1 protein-coding gene is annotated in these 547 nt (G+C 62.2%); it reads left to right on the forward strand.

Going from position 1 to position 547, the window contains the following annotated elements:
• Window positions 1–53: 53 nt before the first annotated feature.
• Window positions 54–547, forward strand: a 494-nt coding sequence (locus tag NW837_RS13025) for a CBS domain-containing protein (RefSeq protein ID WP_414332067.1), incomplete at its 3' end; no start/stop codon positions are given.

Below are 547 nucleotides of genomic sequence, written 5' to 3' on the forward strand. Positions count from 1 at the left end.
ACCATGTGTGTTTTGGCGTATACTTTAGGAAAGGACAGTGCGGAGGTGTGGCTGTGAACCCGAAAGCCTGGCGCGTGCTGGAGGGTATCTCACAGCACACACTGGAGAACGACGCCAGCCGCGCGAGGGGGCGCGAACATCTCATGCGCACCATTCAAACCCTGATTCAGCCCGTCCGCGTATGGGTCAATCCCGACCACACGATTGAGACGGCGCTGATGCTGATGCGGGGGCACCGCTTGCAAGGGCTGCCCGTGTACGAAAGTGGGCAAGTGCTGGGGCTTGTGGAGTTGGAGCAGTTGCTGGGCGTCGCCCCCGATACGCCTGTGCGCGAGGTGATGACCACCGAACTGATGGTCGCCACGCCGCAGACGCCTTTGCGCGTCGTCGCCGAATGGCTGCAACGCCATCGCCAACCGCTGATGCCCGTTGTGGAAGGCGACCGACTGATTGGCGTCATCAGCGTGTACGACCTACTCTCGGAAATCGGGCGCAGCTATGACCCGATGACAGGGCTGCCCTGGTCGGACTACCTGCGCGAGTGGAG

The sequence above is a fragment of the Synechococcus sp. R6-10 genome, assembly GCF_047461815.1.
Classification (GTDB): domain Bacteria; phylum Cyanobacteriota; class Cyanobacteriia; order Thermostichales; family Thermostichaceae; genus Thermostichus.